The sequence below is a fragment of the Mycobacteroides sp. LB1 genome (assembly GCF_013449725.1).
Classification (GTDB): Bacteria; Actinomycetota; Actinomycetes; order Mycobacteriales; family Mycobacteriaceae; genus Mycobacterium.
In genome coordinates, this window is record NZ_JACCFF010000001.1 from 282,095 (window position 1) to 307,477 (window position 25,383).

Below are 25,383 nucleotides of genomic sequence, written 5' to 3' on the forward strand. Positions count from 1 at the left end.
CGTAAGTCGAATTTGACAGACTATGGCGCACATGACCGATTCGAATTTTATTTATTGCGAAGTTCCTAATTACCTGCAGAATGGCGGAGCGAGTCATATGAACTCCGCCATTTCGGCACCCCACCGCTATTCGGTATGGCGCCGCGCCCGGCCCGCAAGGCTTTGCATACTGCGCAGCATCGTGCGCGTCGCGTAGAACCCGGCGACCAGCGCCAAGGCCAGCATCACCAGGAACATGACCAGCCAGTTCGTCCGCGTGTGCTCGACGTTCCACCAGATCACGGTGAACAGAACGGCTCCGACGAACACCAGGATGTCCCGCCAGCCCCCGCCATACGACAGCGCCGCCTCCCGTAGCGAGCGGCTTCGGTCGCTAGTGGCGATCAGATCATCGATGCGTTGGTCGATGCTGCGCTGGAATGCTGCGCGACGTTCGGTCTGTTCCGCGGGGATGCGGTCCAACAAGTCGAAGTCCTTGGCGATCATCGCGCGGAAGTCCGGGGGTTTGAGATTGCCTGCTACAGCTCCCAGCAGTGCGCCACCGGCGATAGGTGCTGCCCCCAGGGCAAGTTCGGCAAGTCCGGGCATGCCAGTCTCCTTATTGCATCAAGATCGCGGCGAGCGTGCCGCCAAGGTTATAGGCCTGCTCGCGCACGGATGCATCGATCGGCCCGACAACCTCAAGCACGTCTGCCGCCTTCTCCAGCGCCAGCCCGGTCACGATCTTGTCCACCGCGGACGCCGCGCCCACCGTGTCATTGTTGCCGTGCACCCACAGGCCATAGGGACGTGCGGCGACGTGATCCAGGCTCGGGTAGTAGACGGTGTCGAAGAAGTGTTTGAGCGCGCCGGACATGTATCCGAAATTCGCGGTAGTTCCGAATAGGTACCCGTCGGCCTCGAGCATGTCGGGGATCGTCGCGGCCAGAGCGGGACGGGCCACCACCTCGACCCCCGAGATATCGGGATCCTTGGCACCTGCCAGCACCGCTTCCAGCAGTTCACGGGTGGCCGGTGACGGGGTGTGGTGCACCACCAGCAGGCGGCTCATGGGGTTGCCGCCTCCTGCTGCATCAGCACGGCGGTGTGCATCGTCTCGCGGGCGCGACCACGATCCCCGGCATAGTCATAGGCACGGGCCAGCCGATACCACCCCACCCAGTCGTCGGGTTCGGCCTCGACCTCGGCCTTCACGATCGCGAAGAGTGCGTCGGCGTCCTCCCGGTTGACGCGTCCGGACGGTGTCCTGCGCAATGCGCTGACATCCAGTTCGCGGCCCCGCTCTGCCGCCAGCCCCGCGAGTCTCTGATGGGCGAAGCCCGCACGCAAAGTGGCGACCATGGCCCACAACCCGATGAACGGAAGGATCAGCACCCCGATCCCCATGCCGATCGCCGCAGGCTTCCCGGTTTCGACGAGGGCAACACCCATCCGGCCCAGGATCAGGAAGTACGCCACCATCGCCGCGCACATGAACGCGATGAGGATCTTGACCCGGGCGGCGGCGGACATTACAGCTCCAGCAGGGGCTCGATGCCAATCGTCAGGCCCGGCCGTGCCGCGATGTTGCGCACGGCCAGCAGCACACCCGGCGCGAAGGACGACCGGTCGATGCTGTCGTGCCGGATGGTCAACGTCTCGCCGGTCGTCCCGAACAGCACTTCCTGATGCGCGACAAGTCCTGCGACACGGACCGCGTGCACCCGCACTCCGTCGACATCGGCACCGCGCGCTCCCTCGATCCCGGTGCTGGTGGCGTCGGGGCTCGGCGGCAATCCCTTACGCGCCTCGGCGATCAAACGCGCGGTGCGGGTCGCTGTTCCCGATGGGGCGTCCGCCTTGTTGGGGTGGTGCAGCTCGATGACCTCGACCGATTCGAAGAATCGGGCGGCCTGCTGGGCGAACTTCATCGACAGCACGGCACCGATCGCGAAGTTCGGGGCGATCAACACACCCGTTCCCGGGCTTTCGGCAAGCCAGGCCCGCACCTGGTCCAGACGCTCGTCGGTAAAGCCGGTGGTGCCGACGACAGCGTGGATACCGTTGCCTATCAAGAACTTCAGATTGTTCATGACGACATCGGGATGGGTGAAGTCGATGACGACGCCGGCCGCCGTGAGCGCTTCCAGCGAGTCGTCCTTGTCAACAGCGGCCACCAGGTCAAGATCGACGGCGGCATCGACGGCCTGACACATGGCCTGGCCGACCTTTCCCTGGGCTCCGAGCACTCCGGTCGCGATGGTGGTCACGCGGTCACCTTATCGTCGGCGGACACACTCAGCAGACGCCCTGCGTGGTGCCCGACTACGAGCGACACCTCGCAGACGCAATCGTGCGCGTCGCTCGCCGCCGGGCACACAGGATGTTCACCGGACAGATCCCCCGGCGATCACGTGAGCTACGAAATTCCTGTCATACGCTCAATTTGCCAGTAGATTGCATCAACTCCTGGTTGAGGCTATTTCTGAGTACACCGGCGCGTGTGACAACGCCCCGTCGAGCAATCGGCTGTGACCGCTCTCACGATTCTGGCAACCATTTGCCGGCATTACGCGATGCTCTCAGGTTCCTCTCAGAAACGTATCCCTAGCTGCGATACGATCAAGATCACGCATCCACTGGTACTCTAAAACCCATGTCGGGCCGCAAGCGATTGACGCGTATGGGGGGCGTTGCAATCGTCCTCCTAGCGGCCCTGTGCTTCCTCGGACCGGCCACGCACGGGCAGATGTTCGGGTGGCGAGCGGCCGTTGTTGGTGCTTCGCCAGCGTCGAGCCTGTCGCCCGAGGAGATTCACGAGCACGCCAAGAGCTCGGTGAGCGCGGCCGCCACACGAATCCGGCAGCAGCCCAGCGCGTTGTCGCTGCGATTGCCCGTGGCCCTTTACATGTCTGCCCTTTTGGGTGCCGCTCTGCTGGCACTACTGGCCGCGCGAGGCTCACTGTTTTCTCGTGCGCCCGACAACTTAGGACGACAACGCCTTATCACCCTCGGGATAGATCGACGCTGAGCCGTCACCGTGACGGCAAAGACGCCGTCATACGCGTCTCATCATCCATATCTATCCACTAGTCGCGCACGCGCATAGAGCTGCGGCTGCTGCGACCCTTAATCCCGATAGGGCTTACTAACATGGCGACTCCTGCCACCGAGCAGGCCTCGAAAGCGTCGTTCCTGCAGAACCTGCGGCACGACCTCCCGGCCTCCCTCGTCGTATTCCTCGTCGCGCTACCGCTTTCCCTCGGTATCGCGATCGCCTCCGGTGCCCCGCTCATGGCGGGCCTCATCGCGGCCGTGGTCGGTGGCATCGTCGCCGGCGCCATCGGCGGATCACCCCTTCAGGTCAGCGGCCCCGCCGCCGGCCTCACCGTGGTGGTGGCCGAGCTCATCAATGAATTCGGCTGGCAGATGACCTGCCTCATCACCATGGCTGCGGGAGTTCTCCAGATCCTGTTCGGGTTGAGCAAGATGGCCCGGGCCGCCCTTGCCATCGCGCCGGTGGTGGTGCACGCGATGCTCGCCGGTATCGGCGTCACGATCGCACTGCAGCAGATCCACGTTCTGATGGGCGGCACATCGCAGAGCTCCGCGTGGCTGAACCTCAAGGCGCTGCCACAGGGCGTCCTCAACCATCACCTGCCCGACGTGATCATTGGCGTGATGGTTATCGCCATCTTGCTGCTGTGGCCCAAACTGCCGCCCAAGATCCGGATGATCCCCGGTGCGCTGGTCGCGATCGTCGGTGCCACCGCGCTCGCATATGTCACCAACTCGCCAGCCGAGCGAATCAGCTTGTCAGGTAACTTCTTTGACGCGCTGAGCCTGCCGACGCTGGTCGGACCGGCCAACGGAGAATGGGGTGCGGTGATCCTGGGCGTGGTGACCATCGCCCTGATCGCGAGCGTCGAGTCGCTGCTGTCCGCGGTCGCCGTCGACAAACTGCACACCGGTCCCCGCACCAACTTCGATCGCGAGATGATCGGTCAGGGCAGTGCGAACGTGGCGTCCGGCTTTCTCGGCGGTCTGCCCATCACCGGTGTGATCGTCCGCAGCTCCACCAACGTGGCCGCGGGTGCAAAGACTCGGACATCGGCGATCATGCACGGCGTCTGGGTCTTGCTGTTCGCCTCACTGTTCAGCAATCTGGTACAGCTCATCCCCAAGGCCGCTTTGGCGGGTCTGCTGATCGTCATCGGTATCCAGCTGGTCAAGTTGGCACACATGAAGCTCGCCTGGCGCACAGGCGATTTAGCGGTGTACGCCATCACCATGGTCTGTGTCGTCTTCCTCAACCTGTTGGAGGGCGTGGGCATCGGCCTGCTGGTGGCCATCGGCATCCTGGTGGCCCGGGTCATGCGGGCGCATATGGAGGCCAGGCCGTTCGGCACCGAGGGCTCACGCCAGTGGCACGTCGAGCTGGACGGAACCCTGAGCTTCCTGTCGATGCCGCGACTAACCAAGACACTCAGCACCGTCCCGCCGGGTGCCCATGTCACGCTGGCCATCAACGCCGATTATGTCGATCACGCCATCTCGGAGGCCATCTCCGATTGGAAGCGCGCCCACGAGGCGGGTGGCGGCACCGTGATGATCGTCGAGTCCTCACACGCCAAGCTGCACCACGCGCATACCACTCGGCCGCAGCGCCATTTCGTTTCTCGCGCTGTCGGTTTGGTGCCGTGGCGGTCATGGCGCCGCAGCGATAATGACGGAGCGGGTGCGTCGATCATCGATGGCATCAACGAGTACAACGCGCGAGGCTCGAACGCGTTGCGTCCGCACGTCGCCGAGCTCGTCGACAGCCAGAATCCGGACGCGCTGTTCCTCACCTGCGCAGACTCGCGCATCCTGCCGAATGTCATCACCGCCAGCGGTCCGGGCGACCTGTTCACGGTGCGCAATGTCGGAAACCTGGTGCCCACCGATCCCGCCGACGGTTCGGTAGATGCCTCGCTCGATTTCGCGATCAACCAGCTGGGCGTGAGCTCAATTGTGGTGTGCGGACATTCGTCATGCGGGGCCATGAAGGCGCTGCTGTCGGAGTCCACGGACGCGCCCACCACCCCGGTGGGCCGGTGGCTCGATTACGGCCGGGACAGCCTCATCGCCTACCAGGAACACCATCCGGCCCGGGCCAGCGCTGAGGCATGCGGGTTCAACGAGGTCGACCAGCTCGGCATCGTGAACGTGGCAATTCAGGTGGAAAGGCTTGTCCACCACCCGATTCTGGCCGGAGCCGTCGTGGCGGGCCGGGTACGCGTAGTCGGCACGTTCTTCAACATCGCCGAAGCACACGTGTACGAGGTGGACGAGAACGGGATCGTGGGCCAGGACGGCGCCACGAACGACGTTGTGGAGGACCCAGCGCCGGCCACGAGCTGATCCCCGGCATCTACAGGGGCGCTCCCCCACGTAGATGCTCGAAGATCAACGACGTCTGCGTGCCCGCGACATCGGGCTGTGCGTTGAGTTTCTCAACGACGAAGGACCTCAGGTCCTCGGTGTCGCGGGCCGCCACGTGCAAGATGTAGTCGTCGGCGCCGGCCAGGAAGTACACGTCGATGACCTGCGGCAGCTGACGGATGTCCCGGATGAACGTACGGATCCTGCCCCGGGCGTTGGCTTGCAGGCTGACCGAGATCATCGCCTGCAGCGGCCGACCAATGGCCGCCGGATCGACGTCGGTGAAGAATCCACGGATCACCCCGGTTTCCTGGAGACGTCGAACCCGTCCATGACACGTGGACGCCGCAATCCCCACCGCCTCGGCTAACGCGCTGTTGGGTATACGTGCGTCGTCATGCAGTTCCAGCAGGATGCGGCGGTCGACGTCATCAAGCTCCACGCGCCGAACATCATTCGGCGTGGGGACCGTGTCAAGCTGCGATTCCGGTGATTTTGCGACCATATTTGCAATATACCGAATCTTCGTCAGGAATATTGCATGTTTCTCGACGCTTCTTCACACTTGAGGTGAGAAATGGGGCGATCCCCGAACAGGAGACATCATCATGCGCGTAGGCATCCCTACCGAGATCAAGAACAACGAGTACCGCGTGGCCACCACCCCGGCCGGAGTTGCCGAGCTGACCCGCCGCGGACATGAGGTGATCATCCAGTCGGGGGCCGGCGAAGGCTCCTCGATATCCGATATCGACTTCAAGGCGGCCGGCGCCCAGGTCATCAACGGCGCCGAAAAGGTGTGGGCCGAGGCAGATCTCCTGCTCAAGGTCAAGGAACCCATCGAGCCCGAGTATGCCCACATGCGCCGCGGGCAGACCCTCTTCACGTACCTGCACCTGGCTGCCTCGCTGCCCTGCACGGAGGCGCTGCTGAAGTCGGGAACCACGTCGATCGCCTACGAGACGGTGCAGACATCCGACGGCGCACTCCCCTTGCTCGCACCGATGAGCGAGGTGGCCGGGCGGCTTTCCGCACAGGTTGGCGCCTACCACCTGATGACTCCAGCAGGCGGGCGCGGTCTGGTGATGGGCGGCGTTCCCGGCGTCGGCCCGGCCGACGTCGTGGTGATCGGCGGTGGGGTTGCCGGATACAACGCCGCCCGTGTCGCCGCCGGAATGGGCGCTCATGTCACGGTTTTCGACGTAAATCTCAACAAGCTGCGCGAGCTTGACGCGGAATTCGGCGGACGCGTCCGGACCCGCTACTCCTCCTCCCTGGAGCTGGAGGGGGCCGTCAAGCGGGCCGACCTGGTGATCGGCGCGGTACTCATCCCCGGGGCCAAGGCCCCCAAGTTGATATCGAATTCGCTTGTAGCCCAGATGAAGCCGGGTTCAGTGCTGGTGGATATCGCGATCGACCAGGGTGGCTGCTTCGCCGACTCCCGCCCGACCACGCACGACGAGCCGACCTATACCGTGCATGACAGCGTCTTCTACTGCGTGGCCAATATGCCGGGTGCGGTGCCGCGCACGTCCACCTTCGCCTTGACCAACGCCACCATGCCGTATGTGTTGGCACTGGCGGACAAGGGCTGGCGCCGGGCTTGCCGCGAAGACACCGCACTGGCCAAGGGGCTCTCGACACATGAAGGTGCGTTGCTGAACGCGCACGTCGCCGAGGATCTCGAGCTGCCCTTCACCGATCCCGCGGGCCTGCTCACGTAACGCGGCAGTCCTGTACCGGCTACACCTCGGTATCGGGTGTGAGATCTTGTGTCCACGTGGGCATCTTGACGTTCTTCCGATAAGGCACTTTGTCGTTGAACTTGTTCACCGCCCGGCCGACCTTGTGCAGCGGATGGTCGAAATCGCTGAAGTAGGTGCTGTTCACGATGGGTGAACGCAGTAACCGGAAGGCCGGCAACCGGCGGGCGCTACTGCTGTTCCTGCCGCCGGATTCCGCATAGCGGTCGAACGCACGCTGGATAAGTATCGTGTCGATGCCCATGTTCCGCATGGCGTCACCCACCCGGGTCAGAAAGCCCGCGAACCGGATGATGTGAGGGTTGGCCAGCCCGATAGCGCGGACGATGGTGACCGGCTTGAGTAGCGGCGCCACATCCTCGACCAGCATTTTGGAGAATTTGCGGGTGCCCAACATGTCCATGACCGCGAAACCCACTGCCAAATGGCGTGATTCGTCGGAGTTGATCTTGGCGAAAACCTCGTGAAACAGCGGGTCCTCGATCTCGCCGGAGAGGAACTTGAGCACCGCACCGTCCAGCCCCACCTCGAAGAACGGGATGGCCGTCGCCATGTACATGAAGGGCAGACGCCGGTCACCGATAGCGTCGAACCCGTGCATTGCTTGCAGCAGGGCCTTGATATCTGCTGACTGCGGAGGGATCTCGCCCTCTTCCAGCATGCCCCACCGGTGCATCAACGCTATTTCGGCATTGGCATGCCGCTGCTCCTCGGCATGAAAGTAGCTATAGATCTCACGCAAGGTGTCGTTCGGCGCCGTCACACCCAACGTGCCCATCATCCGGCCGCCGATATGCTCTATCCACACCAGATCGGACATAAACCGCTTCAGATCGTCGAACTGCTCGGGGTTGATCGTGTCCGCACCTGGCTTGTCCCAGTCGAAATCGGCCAGGGTCCATTGCCTGGCCTTGACCTTGCCGAGAACGTTCACGAAGAACTCGTCGTTCTTTGTGATGTTCTTGGTGTTCTCCCGGGTCGGGTCGTCCGCCAGTACGGTCGTCATTGAGCTACCCCTATCTTCGTTGAGTGAGCAGTCGAACTAGAGATGCCACTGAGTTCCTGCTGGGTGAGAATCCGGTAATCGGCGGTGTCGAAGTCTTCGAGCCGCCGCCGGAATTCGCCTGCCGTGCCAGGGAACAGCTCACTGGCCGTCGTCTCGATCTGGCGGTACCAGCGGAATGCACCGTCGCGCCAGGGGCTCTTGCCGAATCGCTGGGCCGACCACGCCCGCTCGCGTTCCAGAGCCTCCGGACGCACCTCCACCGAGACGAAGGCCAGTGAATCAACCAGCGCCAACAATGCTGCTACATAGTCGATTTGAGCCTCGGTATGCGATAGCCCCGCAAGTGCGTTGGAGCCCGAACCAGGACCGGCGAGTAGAAAAAGGTTGGGGAAGCCAGGAACATTCACCCCGTGATATGCGGACGGTTCAGCACCCCAGTGCGCGTCTAGCGTGCGGCCACCCGCACCGCGGATGGGGAACGGCGGCTCAAGCATCACCTCGGGAGCATCGAGGGCGAAAACCAGACAGTCCGCCCTGTGCGTCATGGCATCCGCCGATCGAACGCCGATGGCGCTCACCCCGGTGACAGGCCATGGCACGAGCTTGCAATTGTCCTGTTGCACTGCCGGATAGAACTCGTCCGAGAACAGGATGCGGCGACTGCCCGCGCGGTAGGCCGGAAGGAGGTTGCGGCGCAACCAGGCATCTTTCACGTTGCGGTTGAGATGACCCTCCGCCACCGCCTCGACGAGGCGAGTACCCACACCGCGCCGCACCAGACCCCGGCTCAAGATCTCCTGGTAGCGGGCCGTCACCCGGCCCGCGATGGTTCCCGAGGCGTGGGACAACAGCCGCCCGGCGAGGCTCGGGGATTCACCGCCCCAGCGCGGTAACACCCAGTCGGGCGTGCGCTGGAAAACCCGCACCCGCGCGGCCTGCTTGACAAGTTCCGGTACCACGTGCACGGTGCTGGCACCTGCCGCAATCACCGCCACGTTGCGGCCCGAGAAGTCGAAGCCCGCATCCCAGTCCGCGGTGCTCAGCACCGGCCCGTCGAACTGATCGATTCCATCGAGTTCTGGTGGCAACGGCGTCTTTCCGGCGCCAACCGCCAGGACCACCTTTCGTGCGACAACGGACTTTTTCCCCGCCACGGTGATCCGCCACGTGGCGCTGGCCGGCTCGAAGGTAAGACCAGTCACCCGGTGCCGCAACCTCAGCACGGGTTCTAAATCATGCCGTGCGACCAGATCCCGGTGGTACTGGAGAACGCCCTTACGTGTCGCCCAGACCGCGCGCGAAGAGGAACTTGGCGAGAACGAGTAGGACTGCTGCACAGCTAACTCATCGCCGATGGTGGCCGCGTAGCTGCCGGCCTGCCAGTAGCCGCCGATCTCCTGGGCCTGCTCAAGAATCAGCAGATTCTCCACCCCGGTCTGGCGCAGTTTGGCGGCCATACCCAGACCGGCCGTGCCTGCTCCCACGACCACGACGTCAACAGGACCATCAACTGCCATCTGCGCGGTACCACCCTTTGTGCTTGTTGACGAATTACTCGGTTACGTCAACGCTAGCAGGAAGGAGCGGTGATACGACAAGAGGAGCTTTAGTCACATGGGTTATGAATATGTGATTTACATCATATTCTCAGCTCAGAATCTGAGCTTCCAGAATTCCCTGATACCTACGCATACCGGCGATCCACCGGTCGTAGTCGGCGCCCTTCTGCCGGTACATATCGAGCACTTGCGGGTGCGGCAGAACCAGGAAATTCCCTTCCCGGATCGCGTCCAGGGTTATCGCCGCGACGGCAGCCGGCTCCAGTACCTCGCCGGCGGCGGTGATCGAGCTACCGGCGACCTTCGTGGCGGGGTCCTCGGATTCGGTGAGGCCGTCCAGCAGAGCGGTCCTAACTCCCATCGGGCACAGACAACTCACGCCGATTCCCTTGTCGCCATAGGTAATCGCGAGCCATTCGGCGAACCCGACAGCCGCGTGTTTGGTCACCGAATAGGCCGGCGAGCCGATCTGGGTGAGCAACCCGGCCGCCGATGCGACCGCGAGGAAGTATCCACGGCCCCGTTCCACCCACTTCGGCACCAGCAGAGTGGCCGCCCGGATATGTGCCCGCAGGTTCACATCGATCGTGAGATCCCATGCCGCTTCGCCAATTTCCAGCCCGAGGCCACCGCCGATGCCGGCATTGGCGATGTAGAGATCGACCGGGCCGAATTCCTTCTCCGCCACGGCGATGAGGTTTTCGATATCGGCGATGGAGCTGGCATCAGCGCGCCGGCCGATGATCTGGCCCGCCCGCGCCGACGCGGTGCCCGCGGCGGCGTCCGCGTCGATATCGGAGGCGACAACCCGTGCCCCGGCATCGGCGAGCGCCCAGGCCAGTGCTTGCCCAATACCCGAGCCGGCTCCGGTGACGATGGCGACGCTGCCGTTGATATCCATACCCGGGACCCTAGCGCGGCGTTATTGGAGCGCTGCGAACGCGGCAGCAGCAGCGGCCGCCGCGGCGAAGAGGACCGCGAGAATGCGTGTGGTCCGGCGGGGATGACCGGTGAACCGCTCCCAGGTGACGGCGGCCGTCAGCGGCACCATCAACAAAACATGTGCTGCGGGGGCCACGGCCATCGCCAGCATCACGGCCCAGCACGACCTGGCGCAGGCCCAGCCACTCACCCCTCCGAACCTCATGACCCCCTTGGCCGCTGGCCAACCGGAGGGCGGCAGCGGGCTTGACCTATGGCAGTCGCCGAGAGCCTGACACTTCAGCGGGGTGAGCTGCCAGAGCGCAGTCGCCAACAGTGCGCCTGCAAACAGCCACCAGGGCGCGGCGCCGGTCGCCGCGGATTGAGCGAGGGTGATGACGATGCCGACCGCAGCCCACACGGCAAGCCAGACCGCCGCATAAAGCGCTACTGCCCCACCGCGACGGCCGCGCGGGGCATGCTGCTCCACGAACTGCACGGCAGGCAGGGTGGCCGGCCCCATCATCGCGATCGTCATGACTATCCAGGCGGCGAAGGCTGCCCACAGCGCGGGATGGTGGGCGGCGGGCATAGGAGCCATAGGATCCATGGTCTCGTGGTTCATACCGTGCATGTGGCCTGCAACGGGCGGTGCGGTATGAGCTTGGGAACCGTGCTGAGGCAGGAAGGTAAAACCCAACCACGACAACAGAATTACCGCAGTTGCAAGCTGTGCGTATCGGCCAGCTGTTAGTGCCCTAACCCGCTGGATCGCGTTGGCAACCATCAGCTGGAGATGATACCGACACCCGGCACGCCTAGCGTGCGGATTCAATCATCGCCCGTAGCGCCCGCGGCAGCGTCCGCTTGGATCGATACGGTCCGACGACGGCCGCCCCGGCAGGACTGCCGAGCAGCTGACGTGCGATGACATTGACCTCGTCGGCGGTCACCGCGTCGATCTTGTCGAGGGTCGCCGAAATCGTGCGGTGCTTGCCGTTGTTGAGCTCACTGCGGCCCATCCGATTCATGCGCGATGCCGAATCCTCAAGCCCCAGAACAAGTCCACCGGATAGCGCGCCCTTGGCCCGGTCGATCTCCGCTGCGGTGAATCCACCCTCGACCACCGACTTCAACACCTGTGAGGTCACCTTGGCCACCTCGTCGAGACGCTCCGGCGAGCAGCCGGCATACACCGACAATGCACCGGTATCGGAGAAGGTATCCACCGACGAGTAGACCGCGTAAACCAGCCCGCGTTGCTCGCGAATCTCTTGGAACAGACGGGAACTGAGACCGCCACCAAGTGCACTGTTGAGCACAGACAGCGCCCAGCGGTGCTTCCAGCCACGTCCCGGCGTGCGCACGCCTAGCGACAGATGCACCTGCTCACCGTCGCGGGGCACCAAGACGAGCCCCGGCTTGGCCACGACCCGACCGTTCCCCGTTCGTGGCGCCACCGTCGCGACCGATGGGTTCAGATGCGACTTGAAGTACTTGCGCGCCAACCGCACCACGCGATCGTGGTCGATGTTCCCGGCCACGGCCAGCACCATGCGTTCGGGCCGATACCGCCGCACATGGAACGAACGCAACTGTGCCCGCGTCATCGCCGATATCGAGTCCGAACTCCCCAGCACGCTGCGGCCGACCGGATGATCGCCGAACAGCGCTCCGAGGAACGCCTCCCCCAGCAGGTCCTCGGGGTCATCGTCGCGCATCGCGATTTCCTCGAGCACGACATCGCGCTCGACCTCGACATCTTCGCTCGCACAGCGTCCACGCAGCACCACATCGGCCACCAGATCGATGGCCAGCTCCAGATCGGAGTCCAGCACATGTGCGTAGTAGCAGGTCTGTTCACGCGCGGTGAACGCGTTGAGCTCGCCCCCTACGGCATCGATCGACTGCGCGATATCGACCGCGGACCGGGTCGGCGTCGACTTGAACAGCAGGTGTTCGAGAAAGTGTGCCGCACCGGCAACGCTGCGCCCCTCGTCACGGGACCCGACATCGACCCACACCCCCACGGACGCCGAGCGCACCGAAGGCATTGCCTCGGTGACGACTCGGAGACCGCCGGGAAGAACCGTGCGGCGTACCGCGCTGGGGAACTTACTGGGTGACGGCATCAGCCGGAACGGCCTCCGCCGGAGCGGGCGCGGAAGCCTCGGCTGCAGGAGCTTCGTCTTCGCCGACCGGGACCAGCGAGATCTTGCCGCGGTTGTCGATATCGGCGATCTCGACCTGGATCTTGTCGCCGACCTTGACCACGTCCTCGACCTTGGCGATCCGCTTGCCCCTGCCGAGCTTGCTGATGTGCACCAGTCCGTCGCGGCCCGGCAACAGCGACACGAACGCGCCGAAATCGGTTGTCTTGACGACGGTTCCGAGGAACCGCTCGCCGATCTTGGGCAGCTGCGGGTTGGCGATCGCGTTGATCATGTCGATCGCGGCCTGCGCCGACGGGCCGTCGGTGGCGCCGACGAACACCGTGCCGTCATCCTCGATGGAGATGCTGGCACCGGTCTGCTCGGTGATCGAGTTGATCATCTTGCCCTTGGGCCCGATCACCTCACCGATCTTGTCGACCGGCACCTTGATGGCGGTGACACGCGGTGCGTACGGGCTCATCTCGTCGGGCGCGTCGATGGCCTCGGCCATCACCTCGAGGATCGTGCTTCGCGCGTCCTTGGCCTGCGCCAGTGCGGCCGCCAGCACCTTCGACGGGATGCCGTCAAGCTTGGTGTCGAGCTGCAGCGCGGTGACGAAGTCCTTGGTACCGGCGACCTTGAAGTCCATATCGCCGAAGGCATCCTCGGCGCCCAGGATGTCGGTGAGCGCGACGAAGCGACGCTCGGTGGTGCCGTCGGCGAGCTCGATGTCATCGGACACCAGACCCATCGCGATGCCGGCGACCGGGGCCTTCAGCGGCACACCGGCGTTCAGCAGCGACAGCGTCGATGCGCAGACAGACCCCATCGAGGTCGATCCGTTGGAGCTCAGCGCCTCCGATACCTGGCGGATGGCGTACGGGAACTCCTCGACGCTAGGCAGCACCGGCATCAACGCACGCTCGGCGAGCGCACCGTGCCCGATCTCGCGGCGCTTCGGCGAGCCGACGCGCCCGGTCTCACCGGTGGAGAACGGCGGGAAGTTGTAGTGGTGCATGTAGCGCTTGGACTTCTCCGGCCCCAGCGAGTCGATCTGCTGAGCCATCTTGACCATATCGAGGGTGGTGACGCCCATGATCTGGGTCTCGCCGCGCTCGAACAGTGCGCTGCCGTGGGCCCGCGGGATCACGGCGACCTCGGCTGACAGGGCGCGGATATCGGTGAGACCGCGGCCGTCGATGCGGAAGTGGTCGGTCAGGATGCGCTGGCGGACCAGCTTCTTGGTCAGCGAACGGAACGCCGCGCCGATCTCCTTCTCGCGGCCGTCGAAGCCCTCCTGCAGACGGCCGAGAACCTCGACCTTGATCTCGTCGGTCTTCTCGTCGCGCTCAGCCTTGCCCGCGATGGACAGTGCCTGTGACAGTGGCTCGGTGGCCACCGCGGCGACGGCAGCGAAAACGTCGTCCTGGTAGTCCGGGAACAGGGGGTACTCGGCGACGGGCTTGGCGGCCTTCTCGGCCAGCTCCTGCTGTGCGGTGCACAGCGCGGCGATGAACGGCTTGGCGGCCTCAAGGCCCTCGGCGACAACGCTTTCGGTCGGTGCACCGGCGCCACCCTCGATAAGAGCGATGACGTTATCGGCGGCCTCGGCCTCGACCATCATGATGGCGACATCGTCGCCCGCCTTCCGGCCCGCGACCACCATGTCGAACACGGCCGTCTCCAGCTGCTCGACGGTGGGGAACGCGACCCACTGGCCGTCGATGAGGGCGACCCGGACGCCACCGACGGGGCCGGAGAACGGCAGCCCGGAGATCTGGGTGGATGCCGATGCGGCGTTGATGGCCAGCACGTCATACAGGTCGGCGGGGTTCAGGCTCAGCACCGTCACCACCACCTGGATCTCGTTGCGCAGCCCGCTGATGAAGGTCGGACGCAGCGGCCGGTCGATCAGACGACAGGTCAGGATGGCGTCGGTGGAGGGACGTCCCTCACGGCGGAAGAACGAGCCGGGGATGCGGCCCGCGGCGTACATCCGCTCCTCGACGTCAATCGTCAGTGGGAAGAAGTCGAAGTGGTCCTTGGGGCTCTTGCTGGCAGTCGTCGCCGACAGGAGCATGGTCTCGTCGTCCAGGTAGGCGACTACGGCGCCGGCGGCCTGCTGGGCTAGGCGTCCGGTCTCGAACCGGATGGTGCGGGTGCCGAAGCTCCCGTTGTCGATGGTCGCGGTGGACTCGAAGACGCCTTCATCAATTTCTGTAACAGACATGGGTTCTGGAATACCTCTCATACGTTCTCAGTTAGCAGCAAGTGCTGCATTGGGCATATGTGCCATCACGCGGTCAGCGCGCGGACGTACCAGCGCGAGGTGGACCCGGAAGGTGATCGGCCACGGCCATTCGATCGAAGCGGCCGGGGCTGGCGAGGAGCCGCTTGCGCGAGGAGCGCGAGCCGCGAAACGCAGAGTTCCGGCTGCCACTACCGAAGACCGCCCGTTACCCGGTGGGACCAGCATGACAACCCCGACACCCTATCACCTGCGGCGTTTGCGGCCATGCAGCGTGATCAGGGCAGTTCCTCCACACACACGGTGAAATTGCGGTCGATGTACGGGTAGCCGAGCGCGGTCATGCAATCATCCGCCGTCGAGACTCCCTGCAGGACCTGGGTGGCACGCTTCTTGTTCTGCGCATTGCGGTCGTTGCAGTCGACGCGTACGGGATCGCCGTCCCATTTGTCGGGGACGTTCATACAACTGCCGACCACCCAGTCGATGTCCAGGCATAGGGCTTGACTCTTACGACCGAATCCGCGCTTGGCGTAATAGGACGAGTCGGCGTCCCGGGGACAGTCCGTATCCGTTGCGGTCTTGGCGAAGACCTTGAAATTGGACTGGGGACTGCCGCACGGTTTTTTGACGATCTTGGCCTGCTGGTCAGTACCACTGAGGTTGACACAGTCACCGACAACCAGGTCGTCGGTGGCGGCTGCTGCCGAACACGCCGACACCAGCCCAACACCCACGACAACCAGAACGATGGATGCGGCAGCCGTGAATCCGGGGCTGCCGCATCGTCGAGGAGAAACCAAAGTCAGCGGCGCAGACCCAGGCGCTCGATCAGCGAGCGGTAGCGCGCGACATCGACCTTCGCGATGTACTTGAGCAGGCGGCGACGACGGCCGACCAGCAGCAGCAGACCACGACGGCTGTGGTGGTCGTGCTTGTGAGTCTTGAGGTGTTCAGTCAGATCGACGATGCGCTTGGTCAGCATCGCAACCTGGGCCTCGGGAGAACCGGTATCGGTCTCGTGCACCCCGTACTGGGTGAGAATTTCTTTCTTCTGCTCGGTAGTCAATGCCACGGCAAGCTTCTCCATCACTGGGGTTCGCGTCGAATGTTTCTGGCGGGCCACCGCGAACTGCAGCTCACACCGATGTTGAAGTGTACCGGCGGGCTAGCCCCGGGCCAAAATCGTGCGTGCCTTCTCGGCATCGCGGCCCATTTCGTCCACGAGTTCATCCACCGAGTTGAACTTCTCCATGCTGCGAACCCGCGCCACGAAATCGACCGCCACGTGCTGGCCGTACAGGTCCGCGGCGGTGTCCATGATGAACGCCTCGACGGTACGTGCCTTGCCGGAGAACGTCGGGTTGCTGCCCACCGAGACGGCTGCCTGATAGCGCTCACCGGGAACGACGGTGCCCATGGTGGGACCGTGTCCGAGCAGCGTGAACCAGGCCGCGTACACCCCATCCGCCGGGATGGCGGCGAACATCGGCGGCGCCACGTTGGCGGTCGGAAAGCCCAGTTCCCGGCCGCGGCCGTCACCACGGACCACGACACCCTCGACCCTGTGTGGACGTCCGAGTGCCTCGGTGGCAGCGACCATGTCACCGGCGTCGACGCAGGACCTGATGTACGTCGAGGAGAAGGTGACGGCGTGTTCACTGAGCAGTTTCACAGCGTCGACAGCGAAGCCGAACCGATCCCCCGCCTTTTTGAGCATGGCGACGTTCCCGGTCGCCTTCTTGCCGAAGGTGAAGTTGTCCCCGACCACGACCTCGGCAACGTGCAGTCGCTCGACCAGCAGTTCATGCACGTAGCGATCGGGTGAGAGCTTCATGAATTCGGGGGTGAAGGGCACCACGAGGAAGACGTCAACGCCCAATTCCTCGGCCAGCTCCGCGCGCCGGGTAAGGGTCGTGAGCTGTGCCGGATGGGTGCCGGGAAGCACCACTTCCATGGGGTGGGGGTCGAACGTCATGAGGACGCTCTTGAGGTTGAGCTCGCGTGCGGCCTTCACCGCGCGCCCGATGAGTTCGGCGTGACCTCGGTGCACACCGTCGAATACGCCGATCGTCAACACGCACCGACCCCAGTCGGACGGGATTTCGTCTTGCCCGCGCCAGCGTTGCACGACATGAAGCCTACTTCGGAAGATATGAGAGGGCCGATCAGGCTTTCGGTCTTCGCGCCGGCGGCTCATCCAAGGCTGACTAGGCTGAGCTTCGTGAGCCCCTCTCGATCCGACCGGCCCGCCGGATCCTCCGATGCCGACCTGACGACGGTTGCCCAGGACTACCTCAAGGTGATCTGGACCGCGCAGGAGTGGTCACGCGAAAAGGTGAGCACCAAAATGCTGGCCGAGGCGATGGGCGTGTCGGCGAGCACCGCCTCCGAGTCGATCCGCAAGCTGGCCGATCAAGGTCTGGTTGATCACGAAAAGTACGGCGCGGTGACGTTGACGAACCAGGGCCGCAAGGCGGCCGTGCTCATGGTGCGTCGGCACCGACTGCTGGAGACGTATCTGGTCAACGAACTCGGATACGGGTGGGACGAGGTGCACGACGAGGCCGAGGTGCTTGAGCATGCGGTCTCCGACCTTCTGCTGGCCAAGATTGACGCGAAGCTTGGTCATCCGCAACGCGATCCGCACGGCGACCCCATTCCCGGGCCGGACGGGCAGGTGCCCACTCCCCCGGCGCGCCAGCTGTCTGACTGCGCTAACGGCGATGCCGGTGTGGTGGCCCGAATCTCTGATGCCGATCCGGAGATGCTGCGCTACTTCGACACTGTAGGCGTGGCACTGGACGCTCGGGTGACGGTGGACGAGCGGCGCGACTTCGCCGGAACCATCTCGGTATCGATCAAGGGCGACGGCAGCGGCGGCGGGGAAAAGAAGCTTGAGTTGGGAAACCCTGCAGCGCAATCAATTTGGGTTGTACTCGACTGAAATGGCCGGCAACGCGACGTGTGAGTGCCTGCTGTGCGTCGACTACGGCGATCGCGGTGATTACAACGAGAGCGACCGCGGCATCATCGGCAGCGTCACCGAATACGGCTGGAGCGCGCTGGGAATCGGTCCGACCTCGTCGGAGGAGAGCCCACCGTTCGCATACACCGTCGGGATGTGGCACACCATGCGATCGCCCGAGCTGGCGATCTACGGAGTCAACGACGTTGCGATGATGCAGCGCGCTTTGAATGCGGTTGCCGAACAGGTACAGGACGGACGCCGGCTGCAGGTGGGCGAAACGTTTGGTGACGTGCTCGCGCTGCCGGCCGTCGACGACTACCAGGTGAAGCTGTCCCCCGTCGATCCGAGTTGGTATCACAACGAATTCGGGTTCGGGCTGTGGTTCAACCGGACCAACCATGTGCGATATCTGCAGATTCTGTGGCCCGACGGTGATGGGCGCTTCCCCGGGAATCCCGAACTCGATCCGCACTTTGCGGACCGACAGCCGCTGATGTGGATGCCCAGAGAGCTTCATCCTCCGAGCCGGTGGGTCCGCGACTGAGCTGCGGTTTCGGGCGGGTTTGAACAATCTTCAAAAAGATGGAACCGAATCACGACTAGCCGCGTCAGATCTACAAAAGATCACGTCGAATCCCGGGAGGGGCGAGGTAATGACATCAGCCGGTGACGCGCCGCTGCAGGTGGTAATCGACGAAGTCAGTGCACTCAGCAAGTTCGCCGCCGGCCTTGCAGACCAAATGAGATCGGGTTCAACTTCGCTGGATCGCGAGGTTCAGGCGTTGTTCGGTGTCTGGAAGGGCACCGCAGCCGACTCCTACCGGTCCGGATGGGACGAAATGCAAGACGGTGCAACGAAAGTGTGGGACGCACTCGCTGATATCGCCTCTACGTTGGACTCTAACGCGGCGGCATTCCAGGCCCAGGAAGTCTCGACGGCATCGTCGATCGACTCAACACAGAGGGGCTGAGCTGTGCCCGCTCACATCGAGTCAGAGTTCTCGTTCGATCTGGATCACATTGATCAGGTCACCGTGCGCGCTCGCGGATTCAAGGAGTTCGTCACCGAGAATCTCGATCAGCTAGAAGCACGTGTCCAGAAGCTGGTGCAGAGCGGGCAGTGGACAGGCGCCGCCGCCGCTGCGTACACGGAAGCGCATCAGCAGTGGATAGATGCGGCACGCGAGCTCGTCGAAGGACTGAACCAGATGGAAGAGGCCGCTAGAACAGCACACGGCGCCTACTCGGAGGCCCAGGAAGCCAATCTTCGGATGACGAGGGGATGACGTGGCCGTCGTTGTTGAATCAGCCGCGTACTACGCCGCCGCGGAAACCTGCTACAGGCTCTCGACCGACGTCCAGGCCGCGTTCAAGCCGCTTTCCCGTGTCCTGACTCTGGAAACCAGCGGAATGGCGGGCGGCTATCAGGCCGTCAAGGCTTGGTCGAGCGGCTACGACGAACGTGCGGGCGCTCTCGTGATGGTGACTACTGATTACGCCAGGGCGCTACAACGCTTGGGAGACATTCTCATTGCGGCTGGCTACAACTGGGCAATCGCCGACTGGCGAGCGAATCGCGATCCCAACAAGGGAACGGGCCCGGCCTGCCCTCGGACAATCCCGTCGGAATTACCTTATGGGGCAGATGTTGTCGTCGGTGTGGCATCGTCAAAACACAATGGCCCAGGTCTTGAGTCGGATGTGCCCGACCTGTATAAGAAGGTCGTTGCTCAGGTAGCGGGCGGCGAGATCCCGGACGGTGATACAGACAAGCTCGATCGTGCGGCCAAGGCGTGGAAGACGTTTGCCGACAATGACGCGATTTCAAGGGGCGAATCCGACCTCAGGCTCTCGGCTAACGCATTGAGCAATTTTCATGCCCCAGATATCCCGAACCTCAGCGAGCATCTCACGACGCTCTCCACAAGTGCGGGCAGAATCAAGCTGGCCGCAAGCGATCTCGCGACCTCGACGACCGCCCACTACGCGGCGCTCAATCAGCTGCGATCAGATATGCAGTTCGCAATCGCCAGCACTCTCGGTGTTGGAATAGCCGCCATCGCCGCCATCGCCGTCATCACTCGCGGGCGTGCTACCGCAGGAGGCGCGGAGATCGCGGCCACAGCGGTAGACGCCTGTGCATCAGCGCTCGCGGCATGCATCCGCCCATTCCTTACGACATTGGGCGGCATCACCTTTGGCGCGGGATCAATCACCGCTGCGGGTCTCGGCGCGATCATAGGATTATCGATCGCAACGATTACGGGCGAAACGACGGTCTACTCGAACCGCAAGCCGCCCAACGACGCATTTGACAAGAACGGAGCCAAGGCGCCGGGCTATCCGGGTGACTATCCGGCGGGATCATTGCCACGGGATTTCGTACCACCGAAAGATGGCCCCAAGTGGGTACCGAATCCGAATGGCAGAGGTTTCGGCTGGGAGGCAGCCGACGGAAAGGTCTGGGTTCCAACTGGACCCGGGTCGGCCGAGCGCCCTGGAGATGCACACCGCGGCCCACACTGGGACGTTCAGGATCCAAGAACCAAGAAGCACGAAAACGTCTTGCCACCACAACCTGAAGGAGCTGGCAAGTGAGCTATGAAATAGCGGTTGAGGCAACCGGCGTTCTTTACCAGTCTGAATTCGATGAAACGGTGTTCTTTGAGTGGTTTGACAAGATCGCTGCGGTTCAATCGCTGGGCGGCGAATACAGAACCGTGGAGATATTCCTGAGAGCGGAAGCAATCGATGAAGACGTCCTGAACGAATTCGTCGCTCTTTACCGCCGCTACCACATCGATCCAGCAGAACTGCAAATCTTCGCAACCCACCGTCTGGGTTCCTGGTTCAGCTCACCGGACCGCTTCTGGCATAGGGAGATATTCGATCGCCCACCACCAGCCGAGGATCGCCGAAACGGCGAACTGTTCTCAGGTGACTATCCATGGAGCGTTGCCCCCACCGTCGGGGTCCATACGAAGGAATGGCCGCTAGACCTTCACGTCGCCCACACACCTGATCATGCGACTCTCGAAGCAACCGGGGTTCGCTTCTACTCCACCCTCGACGAGGGGGCGTTCTTTGACTGGCTTGACAAAAATCCTCAAGTCAAGTCCTATCAGGGACGACAACAGACTCTGTATATCAACGTAGATATCAACGGCGGCGAGAAATGGGACCTTTGGGAACTTGCCGCGCTCTACGCGCGATACAACATCGACATGAAGGAACTACGAGTCCTTAACACCGGCACGTTCGGCCCCTGGTTCAGTGACCCCGAACAGTGGTGGCACAAAGCTGTTTTCGGGTAGCCCTACAGATTCGCCGGGCGCAGCACCACAACCGATGTGGTGCGAGAACCGTTGTCCGCCAATAACGCAATGACCCGATTGTCCGAATCCACCGCCGCGTAGGTGCCCCCGATACCGGCGGCCGACAACGGCCGCCCATTGCGCACCGAATCGACCTCTGCCGCATCCAGATCGCGTCGGGGGAACCCCTCAAGACAGGCGCTATCGAGATCCAGCGTCAACGTCGCACCCTCGGCCAACTCGTCGAGTGTGCGCGCCCGATCCAGCCTGAAATCACCAACTCTAGTGCGCCGCAACGCCGTCAGATGCCCACCCACGCCCAGCGTGGCCCCCGCATCGCGAGCCAACGCTCGAATGTACGTCCCGGAGGAGCAGTCCACCGCCACGTCCACATCGACAAACCCATCCCCCGGTCTCCGCGCCGCCAACACGTCGAACCGCGAGACACGCACGGGCCGCGCCGCCAACTCGACGGTCTGCCCTTCCCGCGCCAACTTGTACGCGCGCTGTCCGTCGACCTTGATTGCACTCACCGAGGATGGCACCTGCTCGATGTCCCCACGCAACGCCGCCACTGCCGTCTCGATATCCGCATCGGTCACCTGTGAGGCCGAAATAGTCTGCAACACCTCACCTTCGGCATCATCGGTGCTGGTGTTCTGCCCGAACCGAATCGTTGCCGCATACGACTTGGTGGTCAACGTCAGCAGTCCCATGATCTTGGTGGCGCGTTCGATGCCGATCACCAGCACCCCCGTCGCCATCGGATCGAGGGTGCCTGCATGCCCCACCTTGCGAGTGGAAAACAGCCTGCGGCAGCGCGATACCACGTCATGGCTCGTCATCCCGGCGGGCTTATCCACGATCACCAGCCCCGCGCGGCTCAACGGATCCGTCACGGCACCACGATCGCGGTCAAAATCAAACCCTTGTCGATGATCCATCGCCCATCGAACGTCGACAGCACGCTGCCGTCGTCAGCCTTGCCGTCCACCAGGATTCGCGATGTGAAGGTCCCATCCGGGTCCAGCGTAATGTGCGCGTCTTCGAAGCCAAGCCAGCGTGCGGTCAGCGGGAACCAGGCCTTGTACGTGGTTTCCTTGGCGCAGAACAACAACCGGTCCCAGTGCGTGCCATCGGGCAACGCGGCGAGCTCGTCACGCTCGACCGGCAGGGCGATTGACTTGAGCACCCCTTTCGGAAGCACATCGTGCGGTTCGGCGTCGATACCCACCGACCGCACCTCCCCCACGCGTCCCACCACGGCACCGCGGAATCCCTCGGTGTGCGTCATGCTGCCCACGACCCCACTGGGCCAGAGCGGTTGCCCCTTGTCGCCCTTGAGAATCGGAGCTTCGGGGACCCCCAGGACGGCCAGGGCCTGCCGCGCGCAGTACCGCACGGTGATGAACTCGTTGCGACGCTTGGCCACCGATTTGGCGATCAGCGGCTCCTCTTCGGGCAGCGGCACCAAACCGGGTGGGTCGTCGTACAGCTCCGCCGAGGACAGCACATCGGGAACCACTGACGCAATCAACTGATCAGTACTGCTGCCTCGTCGCGCAAGACGCTCATCAGTCACTGGCACGCTCCTTGGCAAGCCGTTCACGGAATCGCTTGGCCGTCACTCTCATCTGCTCGGTGATCTCGAAATGGCCCCCGAATTCGTTGAGGTAGCCGGGCGGATAGTGCGGATCGGGCAGGATCTGCCGTAACCACGAATACGGTTTGCGCTGCGCCCATTCCCGTGGGTAACCAACCGACACCTCCTCGAACCGCACCTCGTCGTACCAGGTGGTCCGCGGAATGTGTAGATGTCCGTACACCGAACACACCGCGTTGTAGCGGGTGTGCCAGTCGGCGGTCGCGGTGGACCCGCACCACAGCGAGAACTCCGGATAGAACAATGCGTCGCAGGGTTCACGCACCAGCGGAAAGTGATTCACCAGGACGGTCGGAGTCATCCAGTCCAGATCTTCCAGCCGCTTCCTTGTGTACCGCAACCGATCCCGGCACCAGGCATCACGCGTCGCGAAAGGCTCACTGGAGAGCAGGAACTCGTCGGTGGCCACCACATTGCGGTCCCGGGCTATCTTCAGACCCTCGGCCTTGGAATTGGCCCCCTCCGGCAGAAATGTGTAGTCGTACAACACGAACATCGGCACGATAGTCGCCGGTCCACCCTGCTCTACCCACACCGGATACGGATGCTCGGGTGTGACGATGCCCATCTCGTCGCACATGTTGACCAGATAGTCGTAGCGGGATTGCCCGAAGATCTGCATCGGGTCGCGCGCCGTGGTCCACAGCTCGTGGTTCCCCGGCACCCAGATGACCTTGGCGAACCGGCGGCGCAACAGATCCAACGCCGCGCGGATGTCGTCAGTCTTCTCTGCCACATCCCCGGCGACGATCAACCAGTCCTCCGGTGAGGCCGGATGCAGTTCTTCGAGAACGGACTTGTTGGCCGACTGCCCGACATGCAGGTCGCTGATCGCCCACAAAGTGGGCTCCCGTTCCTGCGTCATCCGGCCAATGTACCTACAGGGTTAGCGTGCAACTCTGACCAACATCGAGAACCCGCAGCGCGCGCCCGCTTCCAACCCAGAACGCACAGGACAGCGCAAGGTCGGTCAGCAGCCCGTCATCGAAGTGTTGACGTGCCCGCTCCCAGAACTCGTCGTCCTCGCGCAGCCCGGTGTGATCGGTGGCGAAGCGATGTGCGAACTCGGCGGCCAGCCGTTCGGCCTCGCTATACCGCGGCGAGGTGCGCCACTGGTCGGCGTCCGCGTAGAAGTCGGCGTCCAGCTCCCCGCTCTGGACGAAGCGAGTGTTCTGACAAACCGTGCATTCGTTCGCGAAGGCCACCGCCATGCGTGCGAGCTCTCGGACCCCGATGGGAAGCCGGCTGCGGTTGTAGACGGCATCCGAAAACCCTGCGAAGCCGGGCGTCATTTCGGGTGAAGCCATCAGCCAGCCGGCGACATCATCGTCCGCATAATTCCCAATTCGTGCCATAGCGTCACGATACTCCCGGACTAGAACGTGTTCTAGTGTTTTGAAAGTTCCGTAATGAGGTGACGACGGGCACGGCTAGACTTCGGCCACCGCGGCCGACCAGATTGAGGTGACTTCGCATGGCCCTACGGGTAGGCCTGACCCGAGTTGGATTGAGCACCGCCATCATGGCGCTGCTACTGAGCGGCCTCGTCGTGTGGCACACCGAACCGGCGGAACACGCCACCAGCGCGCCGGTTCAGCTGCGGTTCTCCACCGCGCCCATGACGAACGGCGCCACGACGACGATCAAATGGCCAGTTGTCGCCACCACCGATCCACGCCCCTTTGACCCCTGCTACGAGATCCCCGGCTCGGTCATCGCTGCGGCCGCGCTGGACCAGACACCGCCCTCCCCCGAAGAGGGGCTGCGTTGCCGGTATGACTCGCGCAACAACTACCAAATTGCCGTCGAGGCGATCGTGTGGCGCACGTATGACGACTCGCTGCCCGCGGACGCCGTGGAGACGACGATTCAGGGTCACCGCGCGGCGGAGTACAACATCATGAAGCCGACCGACTGGAACAACCAGTGGTGGGTGTCTTGCATGATCACCTTCAAGACGAGTTATGGCGTGGTCCAGCAGTCTCTGTACTACGCATCAGCGAAGTACTCCCCCGACGGCCCCGGCTGCCTCGTGGAAAACCGCCGGGTCGCCAACATTCTCGCGCCCTCTTACAAGTTCTAGCTCTGGCCGCGCTCCGCCAACCGCGCCAGCACCTCGGGACGCCGCAGCGGGGGCACCGTCCTAGGTGGCTGACGGCGCGCAGGCAATAGGCCCAACAGTCGCATCGTCGTGGCCGTCACCTCCGCCACCGCATGCTCGAACGCTTCCCGGTTGACATCGGAGGTCTTCTGAATACCGCTGATCTTGCGGATGTATTGCCGCGCCGCCGCCTCGATCTCCTGGTCGGTCGCCGCAGGTTCCAGCCCGCGTAGTTCGGTGATGTTCCTGCACATGCTTCGACGATAGGCCTGACGATGCCG

29 protein-coding genes are annotated in these 25,383 nt (G+C 63.5%); 10 read left to right on the forward strand and 19 right to left on the reverse strand.

The window, feature by feature from the left end; all coding sequences use genetic code 11:
* Window positions 1–126: 126 nt before the first annotated feature.
* From MLB1_RS01445 to dapB, 4 genes are read right to left on the reverse strand one after another with little or no spacing between them, the layout of a single operon-like run.
* Window positions 127–588, reverse strand: coding sequence for a hypothetical protein (locus MLB1_RS01445; RefSeq protein ID WP_180747974.1), 462 nt, complete (start codon window positions 586–588; stop codon window positions 127–129).
* Window positions 589–598: 10 nt separating this feature from the next.
* Window positions 599–1,051 (reverse strand): flavodoxin family protein, encoded by a 453-nt coding sequence (locus tag MLB1_RS01450; protein WP_180747975.1) that lies wholly within the window; start codon window positions 1,049–1,051, stop codon window positions 599–601.
* Window positions 1,048–1,512 carry a hypothetical protein gene (locus tag MLB1_RS01455; protein WP_180747976.1) on the reverse strand — a complete coding sequence of 155 codons (465 nt, stop codon included), beginning with the start codon at window positions 1,510–1,512 and terminating at the stop codon, window positions 1,048–1,050. Before MLB1_RS01455 ends, MLB1_RS01450 begins: the two co-directional genes overlap by 4 nt.
* The gene (gene dapB, locus MLB1_RS01460) at window positions 1,512–2,240 is read right to left on the reverse strand and encodes a 4-hydroxy-tetrahydrodipicolinate reductase (RefSeq protein ID WP_180749621.1); all 729 of its coding nucleotides are present in this window, start codon (window positions 2,238–2,240) and stop codon (window positions 1,512–1,514) included. The genes MLB1_RS01455 and dapB overlap by 1 nt, the downstream gene beginning before the upstream one ends.
* Window positions 2,241–2,728: 488 nt before the next feature.
* Between dapB and MLB1_RS01465 the strand changes: the two genes are divergently transcribed.
* Together MLB1_RS01465 and MLB1_RS01470 are read left to right on the forward strand one after the other, a co-directional pair.
* Window positions 2,729–3,010: a hypothetical protein gene (locus MLB1_RS01465; protein WP_180749622.1), complete on the forward strand. Its 282-nt coding sequence runs from the start codon at window positions 2,729–2,731 to the stop codon at window positions 3,008–3,010.
* Between the two features lie 122 nt (window positions 3,011–3,132).
* Window positions 3,133–5,382 carry a bifunctional SulP family inorganic anion transporter/carbonic anhydrase gene (locus MLB1_RS01470; RefSeq protein WP_180747977.1) on the forward strand — a complete coding sequence of 750 codons (2,250 nt, stop codon included), beginning with the start codon at window positions 3,133–3,135 and terminating at the stop codon, window positions 5,380–5,382.
* Window positions 5,383–5,392: 10 nt separating this feature from the next.
* Here the strand turns inward: MLB1_RS01470 and MLB1_RS01475 are convergent, their stop codons facing one another.
* Entirely contained in the window at window positions 5,393–5,908 is a 516-nt protein-coding gene (locus tag MLB1_RS01475; protein WP_180747978.1) for an Lrp/AsnC family transcriptional regulator, read from the reverse strand.
* A 103-nt stretch (window positions 5,909–6,011) separates the two neighbouring features.
* Between MLB1_RS01475 and ald the strand changes: the two genes are divergently transcribed.
* The gene (gene ald / locus MLB1_RS01480) at window positions 6,012–7,127 is read left to right on the forward strand and encodes an alanine dehydrogenase (protein WP_180747979.1); all 1,116 of its coding nucleotides are present in this window, start codon (window positions 6,012–6,014) and stop codon (window positions 7,125–7,127) included.
* A gap of 19 nt (window positions 7,128–7,146) precedes the next feature.
* Here the strand turns inward: ald and MLB1_RS01485 are convergent, their stop codons facing one another.
* The 9 genes from MLB1_RS01485 to MLB1_RS01525 all read right to left on the reverse strand — a co-directional run bounded on the left by MLB1_RS01485 (window position 7,147) and on the right by MLB1_RS01525 (window position 17,184).
* A complete protein-coding gene (locus MLB1_RS01485; protein ID WP_180747980.1) occupies window positions 7,147–8,172 on the reverse strand; it encodes a hypothetical protein in 1,026 nt (341 codons plus the stop codon).
* Window positions 8,169–9,689, reverse strand: a complete 1,521-nt coding sequence (locus MLB1_RS01490; protein WP_180747981.1) for an NAD(P)/FAD-dependent oxidoreductase — start codon at window positions 9,687–9,689, stop codon at window positions 8,169–8,171. Before MLB1_RS01490 ends, MLB1_RS01485 begins: the two co-directional genes overlap by 4 nt.
* Before the next feature lie 130 nt (window positions 9,690–9,819).
* Window positions 9,820–10,632, reverse strand: a complete 813-nt coding sequence (locus tag MLB1_RS01495; RefSeq protein WP_180747982.1) for an SDR family oxidoreductase — start codon at window positions 10,630–10,632, stop codon at window positions 9,820–9,822.
* Between the two features lie 21 nt (window positions 10,633–10,653).
* Complete coding sequence (locus MLB1_RS01500; protein WP_180747983.1) at window positions 10,654–11,439, reverse strand: DUF2182 domain-containing protein; 786 nt, start codon at window positions 11,437–11,439, stop codon at window positions 10,654–10,656.
* Between the two features lie 31 nt (window positions 11,440–11,470).
* The gene (locus MLB1_RS01505) at window positions 11,471–12,784 is read right to left on the reverse strand and encodes a pitrilysin family protein (RefSeq protein ID WP_180747984.1); all 1,314 of its coding nucleotides are present in this window, start codon (window positions 12,782–12,784) and stop codon (window positions 11,471–11,473) included.
* Complete coding sequence (locus MLB1_RS01510; RefSeq protein WP_180747985.1) at window positions 12,768–15,035, reverse strand: polyribonucleotide nucleotidyltransferase; 2,268 nt, start codon at window positions 15,033–15,035, stop codon at window positions 12,768–12,770. Before MLB1_RS01510 ends, MLB1_RS01505 begins: the two co-directional genes overlap by 17 nt.
* 296 nt (window positions 15,036–15,331) lie before the next feature.
* A complete protein-coding gene (locus tag MLB1_RS01515) occupies window positions 15,332–15,790 on the reverse strand; it encodes a hypothetical protein (protein WP_180747986.1) in 459 nt (152 codons plus the stop codon).
* A 68-nt stretch (window positions 15,791–15,858) separates the two neighbouring features.
* Window positions 15,859–16,128, reverse strand: coding sequence for a 30S ribosomal protein S15 (gene rpsO, locus MLB1_RS01520; RefSeq protein WP_078287840.1), 270 nt, complete (start codon window positions 16,126–16,128; stop codon window positions 15,859–15,861).
* Window positions 16,129–16,221: 93 nt separating this feature from the next.
* Window positions 16,222–17,184: a bifunctional riboflavin kinase/FAD synthetase gene (locus tag MLB1_RS01525; protein WP_180747987.1), complete on the reverse strand. Its 963-nt coding sequence runs from the start codon at window positions 17,182–17,184 to the stop codon at window positions 16,222–16,224.
* 93 nt (window positions 17,185–17,277) lie between these two features.
* Between MLB1_RS01525 and mntR the strand changes: the two genes are divergently transcribed.
* The 6 genes from mntR (at window position 17,278) to MLB1_RS01555 (ending at window position 21,338) form a co-directional block, all read left to right on the forward strand.
* Window positions 17,278–18,000 carry a manganese-binding transcriptional regulator MntR gene (gene mntR / locus MLB1_RS01530; RefSeq protein WP_180747988.1) on the forward strand — a complete coding sequence of 241 codons (723 nt, stop codon included), beginning with the start codon at window positions 17,278–17,280 and terminating at the stop codon, window positions 17,998–18,000.
* Window position 18,001: 1 nt separating this feature from the next.
* Window positions 18,002–18,568 (forward strand): DUF4262 domain-containing protein, encoded by a 567-nt coding sequence (locus MLB1_RS01535; protein ID WP_180747989.1) that lies wholly within the window; start codon window positions 18,002–18,004, stop codon window positions 18,566–18,568.
* Window positions 18,569–18,677: 109 nt separating this feature from the next.
* The gene (locus MLB1_RS01540; RefSeq protein ID WP_180747990.1) at window positions 18,678–18,995 is read left to right on the forward strand and encodes a WXG100 family type VII secretion target; all 318 of its coding nucleotides are present in this window, start codon (window positions 18,678–18,680) and stop codon (window positions 18,993–18,995) included.
* A 3-nt stretch (window positions 18,996–18,998) separates the two neighbouring features.
* On the forward strand, window positions 18,999–19,310 hold the full coding sequence (locus MLB1_RS01545; RefSeq protein WP_180747991.1) for a WXG100 family type VII secretion target: 312 nt from the start codon (window positions 18,999–19,001) through the stop codon (window positions 19,308–19,310).
* A gap of 1 nt (window position 19,311) precedes the next feature.
* A complete protein-coding gene (locus tag MLB1_RS01550) occupies window positions 19,312–20,622 on the forward strand; it encodes a polymorphic toxin type 37 domain-containing protein (RefSeq protein WP_180747992.1) in 1,311 nt (436 codons plus the stop codon).
* Window positions 20,619–21,338 carry a hypothetical protein gene (locus tag MLB1_RS01555; protein ID WP_255485562.1) on the forward strand — a complete coding sequence of 240 codons (720 nt, stop codon included), beginning with the start codon at window positions 20,619–20,621 and terminating at the stop codon, window positions 21,336–21,338. The genes MLB1_RS01550 and MLB1_RS01555 overlap by 4 nt, the downstream gene beginning before the upstream one ends.
* 2 nt (window positions 21,339–21,340) lie before the next feature.
* Here the strand turns inward: MLB1_RS01555 and truB are convergent, their stop codons facing one another.
* From truB to MLB1_RS01575, 4 genes are read right to left on the reverse strand one after another with little or no spacing between them, the layout of a single operon-like run.
* Window positions 21,341–22,237 carry a tRNA pseudouridine(55) synthase TruB gene (gene truB, locus MLB1_RS01560; RefSeq protein ID WP_180747993.1) on the reverse strand — a complete coding sequence of 299 codons (897 nt, stop codon included), beginning with the start codon at window positions 22,235–22,237 and terminating at the stop codon, window positions 21,341–21,343.
* The gene (locus tag MLB1_RS01565) at window positions 22,234–22,875 is read right to left on the reverse strand and encodes a 4'-phosphopantetheinyl transferase (protein ID WP_180749624.1); all 642 of its coding nucleotides are present in this window, start codon (window positions 22,873–22,875) and stop codon (window positions 22,234–22,236) included. The genes truB and MLB1_RS01565 overlap by 4 nt, the downstream gene beginning before the upstream one ends.
* A gap of 37 nt (window positions 22,876–22,912) precedes the next feature.
* Window positions 22,913–23,866: a metallophosphoesterase gene (locus MLB1_RS01570; RefSeq protein WP_180747994.1), complete on the reverse strand. Its 954-nt coding sequence runs from the start codon at window positions 23,864–23,866 to the stop codon at window positions 22,913–22,915.
* 13 nt (window positions 23,867–23,879) lie between these two features.
* Complete coding sequence (locus MLB1_RS01575; protein ID WP_180747995.1) at window positions 23,880–24,356, reverse strand: carboxymuconolactone decarboxylase family protein; 477 nt, start codon at window positions 24,354–24,356, stop codon at window positions 23,880–23,882.
* A 119-nt stretch (window positions 24,357–24,475) separates the two neighbouring features.
* On the opposite strand from MLB1_RS01575, the gene MLB1_RS01580 reads away from it, so the two are divergent.
* Window positions 24,476–25,084: a DUF3558 family protein gene (locus MLB1_RS01580; protein WP_180747996.1), complete on the forward strand. Its 609-nt coding sequence runs from the start codon at window positions 24,476–24,478 to the stop codon at window positions 25,082–25,084.
* On the opposite strand, the gene MLB1_RS01585 is transcribed toward MLB1_RS01580, so the two are convergent.
* Window positions 25,081–25,356, reverse strand: coding sequence for a DUF2277 domain-containing protein (locus MLB1_RS01585; RefSeq protein ID WP_180747997.1), 276 nt, complete (start codon window positions 25,354–25,356; stop codon window positions 25,081–25,083). The two genes, MLB1_RS01580 and MLB1_RS01585, sit on opposite strands and share 4 nt — an antisense overlap.
* Window positions 25,357–25,383: the final 27 nt, after the last annotated feature.